The organism is Desulfitobacterium sp., assembly GCF_982384815.1.
The window spans coordinates 1-7,310 of record NZ_CEVWNY010000133.1; the positions used below are offsets into that span (position 1 = coordinate 1).

Below are 7,310 nucleotides of genomic sequence, written 5' to 3' on the forward strand. Positions count from 1 at the left end.
AAAGTATCATCTCTCAGTTAGACAAATAGAGAGATTAACCGGTATTAACAGAGGGGTTGTATTGAAAGCGTAGAATGTTGTCACCACCCCCGTCCCCCTGACATTTTTGATTAACAGAGGGGTTGTATTGAAGGCGTAAAATGTTGTCAGCACCCCCGTCCCCCTGACATTTGCCCCTGACATTTTTGAGGAGAAGTAGTGGAAATGATAGATACTAAGTTAGATGGTTTTAAGTTGCGATTTGCGCAGAAAGATGATGTCCCATTAATATTAGAGTTTATTAGGGAACTGGCTGATTACGAACAAATGCTGCATGAGGTTGTAGCTACTGAAGAAGTCTTGACAGAATCACTTTTTGAACGAAAAATGGGCGAAATAATTATTGGGGAATACCAAAATAAGCCCGTAGCTTTTGCATTATTCTTTCATAATTTTTCTACTTTCCTGGGAAAACCAGGGATTTACTTAGAGGATTTGTACGTTAAACCGGAAATGAGAGGGAAGGGAATGGGGAAGATCATACTCTCTTTCCTTGCCAAACTTGCTATCGAAAGAAAATGCGGAAGGCTGGAATGGTGGTGCTTGGATTGGAATGAACCTTCCATTCAATTCTATAAACAACTAGGTGCGGTCCCCATGGATGAATGGACGGTCTTTCGAGTTCATAACGAAGCACTGGATAATTTAGCTTGTAGATTTTAGAAACGGATGAAGCGGCAAATGTTGACGATATCATTGAAACCGTTAATCACTTTTCCTTATTCAATCCAATCCGAAATGAACAATACTATATAGAACATAAACACAAACCAACGCTTTTTAGTTTTAACCGTAACTAAAGGGCGTTTTTTATTTCAGGGCAATTTTATCAATATCAAGCAAAAGGGTATATTTGAAAGTGCACTATGGATAAGTTAATATATGTAGTTTTTTGAAAAAGGAGAATTCATATGGAATCGGAATTTTCGGCGATGTTATGGCCGGAGGATGTAGTGCCGGTGGAAGCTATCGACTGTCAAAAATGTGAATTATGCAACCAAAGATCCAGGGTTATTTGGGGGGAAGGAAATCCTGGTGCCCCGATTATTGTGATTTTAGATAACCCCGGTGCACGAGAGGATAAAAATGGTGCTCCCTTTATCTGCGGGACAAGGCAGACACTCCAAAAAGCTGCTTTCTATGCCGGATTGAAGATGGAGGACCTGTATATAACCTATATACTAAAGTGCCGACCGATTCGGCACTATAATAAAGATGAAGCCAGAGGTATCTGCAGAGAATATCTTCACCGGCAAATTTCTATCCAGAAGCCAAAATTGGCCTTTTGCTTGGGGGATACATCCGTTAAGTGGTTCTTCGGCAACATGGATACTGATGTGAAATCGAATCGGGGAAAGTGGCATGAGATCGGGGGCCTCCCAACCTTGGTTACCTATCACCCCCTTGCTGTTAGAAGGAGACCTAATCTCTTAAATTTGTTTACCCAAGATTGGGAAATGTTAGCCCAGCGGTTTTTTGCAATATAGACTGGCACAGAATGTTGTCGGTACCCCCGTCCCCTTGACAATCACCCCCTTGACAATCACCTTGACAAGTGTAGAGATTCATCGATAGTAACACATATATCCGCTATTACACAAAGGTTTGACTCCTTTTACCGATATAGCCTGCTTGATGATATCTTCCTGGGAACGCCCTTCTTCAAGATAATCCAACATTTCTTTAACTAGCTTGACACTACCGATCTTTTTCTTTAAGGGGGCCTCTCTGCCAACAATTTTTAAGGAAAAAACCCCCATTTCTTTAAGTTGATGCAGTGCACAAAGACCGCACATTCCTAAAGGATACCCTTTAGGCCCCGACTTTTCGCCAAAGTTCTTGATTCCGATCCAAAGCCAGCGTTTATACTCATCCAAATGCTCCTGCAGGGATTCCTTGCCCACTAGGATTTGACCGGCTCTAAGTCGAGATTCATAGCTGCTGCCATCTTCTTTAGTCTTAATTGGCTTATATACCCAAGCCGGGTTATGACATATCGCCCCGCCAAAGGCATGACTGACATTGCAGTACCCCTCTTCAAAAACGCAACCATCGTTTAAAATAAAAGCCTCGTATTCGAGATGGTCACCGCTATTTTTTATAATTGATTTCATTGTTTCCAGTTCTATATAGCGTGGGAAAATAACCCGCCTTACACCCATCTGACTGAAAAAGGACACTGAAGCACTGTTTAGAATGGCCGCTAAACTGCTCACATGAATGACCAGATAGGGCAAAGTCACTTTTAACATACGAATCAGCCCTGGGTCAGCGACGATAAAAGCGTCCACCTTACAATAATCATGAACGTAGCTTACCGTAGAAATAATATCTGCGTAAAATTCCGGATCATAGCCTGGCTGGTTTAAAGTTAGGAAAACTTTTACTCCCCTTTGATGCGCCATGTCAACCAGCTCTTTTAACTCTTCAGCACTCTCAAGATTGGCCTTTCCGGGTCCGCGGCGATTTAACCACAACCCTTGTTGATTAACATTGCGGTAAAGTTCCGGATTTAAGCCACAGTATAATTCCTCGGCTCCATGATCCATCAGAACCTTTGCTTCATGTACCGAATTGACCGGTGCCAGAATCTTCATCCTTTTCACCTCTAATCGCATTCTATAGGGGCTCTCTCTGCACAACCAAGCGTGTTACTCCGAGCCTTGTCGCTTTCGCCAAGCCTTCCTTAAGAAAATCTTTTTGTTCCCGATAGAAAACGGTATTTCCCTTCTGCAGGATAAGCCAATTCTTACTTTTCTTCACTTGTTGGGTGGGGTCGGACATTTCCAACCAGTAATTGCGACACTTGCGGTCACAACCACCGAAAAAGGGTTTGAACTTTTCGCGCTCCTCCAACCCCCAGGAATGTAGTAAACAGATGCGTCCGGTGGTGATGACACCGAAAGGAAGGTAAATGGAGTAACGATATCCCCAATTCGCGAGATGATCATCCAGTCCCTGGGGCGGAAGATCCAATTCCACTCTTCGGACTTGATATTGATCAAGCAATTCATGCATAGGCTCTCCGGCCAGGCTACTGGTGCGAAAATGCCCCAACGCCCGGTCTTTCAATTTTTTGCCATGAGTTAAGAGTCTGGGATCGCGCAATATTTTATTAAGTAAACGACCCAGCACGGGAGTTAATGTGGGATAATTCTTTGTTATAGTCTCAAGCACACCCCAATCGTTGACCACGACTTCCGCCCGGGGTTGCACCTCACACAGTCGCTCCAAAAGCCCCTTAACCGCATCTAACCCTGGTTCGGTAACATAGGGCGTAACTAAGGTGAACTTCATTCCCAGTCGCTCAGATCCGCTTAATGCCTGCTCTAGCTCCTTTTGACTCGGCAGAGCATTTTCACAAAATTCCTGACCAAAATATATGCGTGTAAATTTTATCGCACCAAACTGCTCTTCACATACTTCTCTGACATCTGCTAAGGTACCGTTTCCTTCATTTCCCCATGGTTCCTCTGCCCACGACAAGGCCTGCCCCCGGGGAATTAACAATGCCCACTCCATAGCTGTACCTCCAGTTTTCCGGATATCTTAGTCATCGAATAGATCGCAATAATATTCTATGTCGGGGCTTAATAGCCGTTCATCAAAAAAATCCCTCAATCGGAGTAAATTGAGGGATTTAAATGGGGTTCTCTTTCGCCTTGGGTTACGATGGCGATAGCATGAAAAATAATGCCTTTGTAATCAACTCAAGCTAATGTTACACTTTAATATAATATTGGACCTAATACCTAGACTGCCTTAGTCGGTGTTGGGAATAAGTGAGTTGGATTCATAGCTAGGAGGCGGAAGCCGGTGGAACAAAGAAAATGCAACAGGATAACCGGTGGCCGGGGGACCACTCTGTTTGACCGGATCGCCCCGGTGTATGGACTTTTCTTTAAGTATCAGACTCGAAAGTATAAAAAAGATCTGGAAAAGGTCAAGCGGGAGTTTTCCTTACCCATGAGGCCAACGGCATTAGATGTGGGTTCCGGCACAGGTGCTTTATGTTTTGTATTGCATGAGGAGGGATGGAAAATTACCGGGGCGGAGCCTAGTCGGGGAATGCTTGATGTTGCCAGAAGAAAGCTTGCCAATGGGGGGATAAGACTTGTGCAGGCAGATGTGCTTTCAGGCCTGCCCTTTACGGACAAAAGCTTTGATGTGTCCACAGCTTCTTTTGTTGCTCATGGGTTAAATGCTGATCAGAGAGCGACTATGTACAGAGAGATGAATAGGGTAACAAAAGAGCTGGTGATTATTATAGATTATAACCAAAACCGCTCATTAGTCACCGATTTGGCAGAAACTCTAGAGGGCGGCGATTATTTTAATTTTATTAAACAAGTGGAGTTGGAACTTAAGGAAGTCTTTGACCATGTTGACATCATAACCACGGGATCTCATTCGGCATGGTATGTGTGCCGCGCGTGAAGATCAGGTTGAGTGCGGTCTGGTAATAAGTATGTGTTCCTAAAGAAATAACACTAGGGGTTAACTTTTTTATTCCCTTTAAGAAAATTCGTCCCTATGACTCCGCCCACTATAAGAATCGAACCGATAATATGGTAATAGAAAAATTCTTCCCTGAGGAACAGGACACCGGCGATAATTGATATAACAGTAGATAAATTAGTAAAGACACTCATCTTTGACGCTTCAATTTTGGATAAGATGAAATTTGTAAGTAATGATGTGATCAATGTCGATAATATACCCAGATAAAGTACGCTTATGACAAATTGCCGATTATATAAAGGAAGCAAGAAGGTACTGATGGTACCATTGATTATATTAGTTATAATAGCCATGATATTAAAGCATACAAAGCTAATGATAATCATGATCATGCTTAATTCTATACTAGAGAAATCTTTGCTTAATTTCCGGGCGAGAATACTATATCCGGAAAAAGATAATGCGGAAATAAGAAGGAGAATTATGCCTTTAAGGCTGCTTGCCTCAAAGGAGTAACCCTTCATCAATGTGATATAAATTACCCCTATAACTGATGCTAAAATAGATAACTTCTGTAATCCGGTCGTTTTTTCTTTGAGGAAAAAAGTAGCCAAAATTAGAGTGAAAACCGGTATTGTCGCATTTAGAATTCCGGCTTCTGAAGAAGATGATGCTTCTAAGCCGAATGTTTGAAAAGCAAAGAACATTAATGGGTAGAATAGTGCTAGCGGGAGTATTTTTTTAATTCTGTTCAAACTATAATTTACCTTGACCAGTTTAAATACAAGCAGTAATAGTATTGCGATAAAGGAAGCACTAAATCGATAAGCTAAGAGATCTAAGGGATTAGCCACCGCTAAGGCAATCTTGCCGAAGAGGAAAGACAGGCCTGTAATTAAAGCATATAACAAGGCCGCGGAATAAACATATTTCTCGGTTCTACTTTCCATATAATTATGCCCCCCTGTGTATTCTTTTCTATTTTTACATAAAAGTATATCAATATCTAAGCAAAAAGACTATGTAATCAAAAGTTTGCAGGAGGTTTTTTCGTGAAAATCATTGCCCATATCCATACAGATTTTCCGACTAAGTTTGGAGTGCCTAGGCAAAGCGGTCTTATCGAAGCCTTGAAAGGGATAGTGGTGTTCGAGCCGGAATACCGGAACCCGGATGCTGTACGTGGGTTAGAGTCTTTCTCCCACATCTGGCTTATCTGGAGGTTTTCTGAGGCTGTCCGTGAGACCTGGTCGTCTACAGTAAGACCGCCCCGCCTTGGTGGTAACACACGATTAGGGGTTTTTGCCACCCGTTCCCCGTTTCGTCCTAATCCTATAGGGCTTTCTTCAGTAAAGTTAGATAAAATCGAAATGCACCCGGATTTTGGGCCGATTCTGCATATCTGCGGAGCAGATCTAATGGATAAAACTCCCATCTACGATATAAAGCCTTACCTTGCCTATACGGACAGTCATCCCGAGGCCGTGGGAGGGTTTACCGAATCTCTGACAGACCGTGGATTAGAGGTGGATTTTCCCGAGGAGTTGCTTCATCTCATTCCCGTGGAAAGGCGTGAAGCGGTCTCGGCAGTTCTGGCACACGATCCGCGGCCGTCCTATCAGAATGATCCTCAACGGATTTATGGCCTGGAGTTTGCAGGTTTTGATATTAGGTTTAGAGTACGAAACAGAATCTTATCAGTTTGTGAAGTCGTACCGCTAAACTGATTTTATTTTTGTTGATATTATGGAAAATATTAATTATAATCATCTTTGGCTATTTAGAAAGTTTAAGTCTAAGAGCGCATCAGGGCAACCGGCGACTTCGCCTTGCAGTATGAGTACTTAAAAGGCAACAAGTGCGAAGACAGTGTCTTCGTTGCGGAGTCGGGTTTTATCTATTAATTTTTTTAAGAAAAATGGAGGTCTTAATATGGGAAAAGCCTTGATTATTGGGGCCGGCGGGGTCGCTAACGTCGTAGCACATAAGTGCTGCCAAGTTCCGGAGGTTTTTGAGGAAATCTGTATCGCGAGCCGGACGCTTAAAAAATGCCAGGATATAAAAGATAGATTGGCCGGTAGCCGGACTAAAGTCGGGGTTGCTCAGGTTGATGCCGATCAAACGGAACAAGTCATTGAGCTTATCAATGACTTTAAGCCGGATATTGTGATCAACGTTGCACTACCTTATCAGGATTTGACTATAATGGATGCTTGTTTGGCAACAGGTGTTCATTATCTTGATACTGCTAATTACGAACCACCTGATACACCAAAATTTGAGTATAAATGGCAATGGGCTTACAGAGATAAATTTGCTCAAGCCGGCCTAACTGCTTTATTGGGAAGTGGATTTGATCCGGGGGTTACCGGTGTTTTCTGCGCCTACGCCCAAAAGCATTACTTCGATGAAATTCATTATATCGATATTGTTGATGCCAATGGGGGAGACCACGGTTATCCCTTTGCGACAAATTTTAATCCGGAAATTAATATTCGTGAGATTACCGCTAAGGGCCGTTATTGGAAGGAAGGCGAATGGATCGAAACCGATCCCCTTTCCGTAAAAAAAGTCTATGACTTAGAAGAAATAGGTCCTAAAAATATCTATCTCTTATATCACGAGGAACTTGAGTCCTTAGCACAAAACATTAAGGGAATCAAACAGATCAGATTCTGGATGACTTTTTCTGATAACTACCTCAACCATTTAAAGGTCTTGCAAAATGTTGGTATGACTTCTATCGAGCCAATTGAATTTGAAGGTCAAGAGATTATCCCCTTACAATTCTTAAAGGCGATCCTTCCTGA

At 42.5% G+C, this 7,310-nt stretch carries 8 protein-coding genes; 5 read left to right on the forward strand and 3 right to left on the reverse strand.

The annotated features are described in order from the left end of the window. Window positions 1-204: 204 nt before the first annotated feature. Window positions 205-702 (forward strand): N-acetyltransferase family protein, encoded by a 498-nt coding sequence (locus AC1U9U_RS14475; RefSeq protein WP_479961261.1) that lies wholly within the window; start codon window positions 205-207, stop codon window positions 700-702. Window positions 703-950: 248 nt separating this feature from the next. After that, a complete protein-coding gene (locus AC1U9U_RS14480) occupies window positions 951-1,526 on the forward strand; it encodes a uracil-DNA glycosylase (RefSeq protein WP_479961262.1) in 576 nt (191 codons plus the stop codon). 78 nt (window positions 1,527-1,604) lie between these two features. Here AC1U9U_RS14480 and AC1U9U_RS14485 read toward each other — a convergent pair whose 3' ends face one another. Both AC1U9U_RS14485 and AC1U9U_RS14490 read right to left on the reverse strand, forming a co-directional pair. Next, window positions 1,605-2,636 (reverse strand): peptidase U32 family protein, encoded by a 1,032-nt coding sequence (locus tag AC1U9U_RS14485; RefSeq protein WP_479961263.1) that lies wholly within the window; start codon window positions 2,634-2,636, stop codon window positions 1,605-1,607. 22 nt (window positions 2,637-2,658) lie between these two features. Continuing rightward, on the reverse strand, window positions 2,659-3,561 hold the full coding sequence (locus tag AC1U9U_RS14490; RefSeq protein WP_479961264.1) for a hypothetical protein: 903 nt from the start codon (window positions 3,559-3,561) through the stop codon (window positions 2,659-2,661). 294 nt (window positions 3,562-3,855) lie between these two features. Here AC1U9U_RS14490 and AC1U9U_RS14495 point away from each other — a divergent pair, with 294 nt between their 5' ends. After that, window positions 3,856-4,476 (forward strand): class I SAM-dependent methyltransferase, encoded by a 621-nt coding sequence (locus AC1U9U_RS14495; protein ID WP_479961265.1) that lies wholly within the window; start codon window positions 3,856-3,858, stop codon window positions 4,474-4,476. Window positions 4,477-4,529: 53 nt separating this feature from the next. Here AC1U9U_RS14495 and AC1U9U_RS14500 read toward each other — a convergent pair whose 3' ends face one another. Beyond that, the gene (locus AC1U9U_RS14500; RefSeq protein WP_479961266.1) at window positions 4,530-5,411 is read right to left on the reverse strand and encodes a DMT family transporter; all 882 of its coding nucleotides are present in this window, start codon (window positions 5,409-5,411) and stop codon (window positions 4,530-4,532) included. 141 nt (window positions 5,412-5,552) lie between these two features. Between AC1U9U_RS14500 and tsaA the strand changes: the two genes are divergently transcribed. Next, entirely contained in the window at window positions 5,553-6,227 is a 675-nt protein-coding gene (gene tsaA / locus AC1U9U_RS14505; protein ID WP_479961267.1) for a tRNA (N6-threonylcarbamoyladenosine(37)-N6)-methyltransferase TrmO, read from the forward strand. Window positions 6,228-6,432: 205 nt separating this feature from the next. After that, on the forward strand, window positions 6,433-7,310 hold an 878-nt coding region (locus AC1U9U_RS14510), incomplete at its 3' end, for a saccharopine dehydrogenase family protein (protein ID WP_479961268.1).

What these genes read in the sequence shown, in the direction of transcription:
- AC1U9U_RS14485 (WP_479961263.1), bottom strand. Translation starts at nt 2,636, where the DNA reads ATGAAGATTCTGGCACCGGTCAATTCGGTACATGAAGCAAAGGTTCTG.
- AC1U9U_RS14475 (WP_479961261.1), top strand. Translation starts at nt 205, where the DNA reads ATGATAGATACTAAGTTAGATGGTTTTAAGTTGCGATTTGCGCAGAAA.
- AC1U9U_RS14480 (WP_479961262.1), top strand. Translation starts at nt 951, where the DNA reads ATGGAATCGGAATTTTCGGCGATGTTATGGCCGGAGGATGTAGTGCCG.
- AC1U9U_RS14490 (WP_479961264.1), bottom strand. Translation starts at nt 3,561, where the DNA reads ATGGAGTGGGCATTGTTAATTCCCCGGGGGCAGGCCTTGTCGTGGGCA.